The 873-nt window shown below is 45.9% G+C and carries 1 protein-coding gene; it reads left to right on the forward strand.

Annotation, left to right across the window (positions count from 1 at the left end; translation table 11 throughout):
• On the forward strand, nucleotides 1-629 hold a 629-nt coding region (locus tag A3739_RS16545), incomplete at its 5' end, for a zinc ABC transporter substrate-binding protein (protein ID WP_156502634.1).
• Nucleotides 630-873: the final 244 nt, after the last annotated feature.

An 873-nucleotide genomic window follows, 5' to 3' on the forward strand; every position in this document is an offset into this window, starting at 1 on the left:
AGCATGACGACCACGGACACGACAAGCATGACGACCACGGACACGACAAGCATGATGATCACGGACATGACGACCATGGACATGATGAGCATGAAGGTCATCACCATGCCCATGACGGAGTAGACCCTCACGCATGGCTTGACCCTGTTAATGCGAAAAACTGGGTGACTGTGATTAAAGACACTCTTTCAAAAATGGATGCAGAAAACGCTGACAAATACGAAGCGAATGCTGAAAAGGCAATCGCAGGTCTGGATGAACTAATTGCAAACGCACAAGCACAAATTTCAGAACTGGGTGAACCAAAGTTTGTCGTCTTCCACGATGCCTATCAATACTTTGAAAAACGCTTCAATGTTCCAGCAACTGGATCCATTACACTTGGAGATGCCGAAGCACCAAGTCCAGCACGCATCAAAGAAATTAAAGATAAAGTCACGGAACTCAATGTGACCTGTGTCTTTGCAGAGCCTCAGTTTGACTCAGGCTTAGTGAGCAATGTATTCGAAGGCTCAGTGGTCACAACCATCGGCATTATGGACCCGCTTGGTAGCGCAATTGAAGAAGGCCCAGGCCATTACAATGCGCTGATCGAAGGAATGGTCAAAAGCTTGAGCGAGTGTAAATAACAAGCTCCGAACTCTACCAGCTAGCCCGTCAATCTGAATGAAGGGCTAGCTGGTCATTCCCCACCCAAATCCACTATCCAGTATTTCCTTCTTCCCATTTCTTTCGCCGCATTGTTTCAAGCATCAACTGTTGGTATTCCTTACGCTTTTCTTTATTCTTTAGCGCTCAATAATTCAGCAAAGCATCATGAGCACACACTGCCCGAAAGCTTCAGAACATTCGCTTAAACGCAATAAGTATTAC

The organism is Oleiphilus sp. HI0067, from assembly GCF_001635735.1.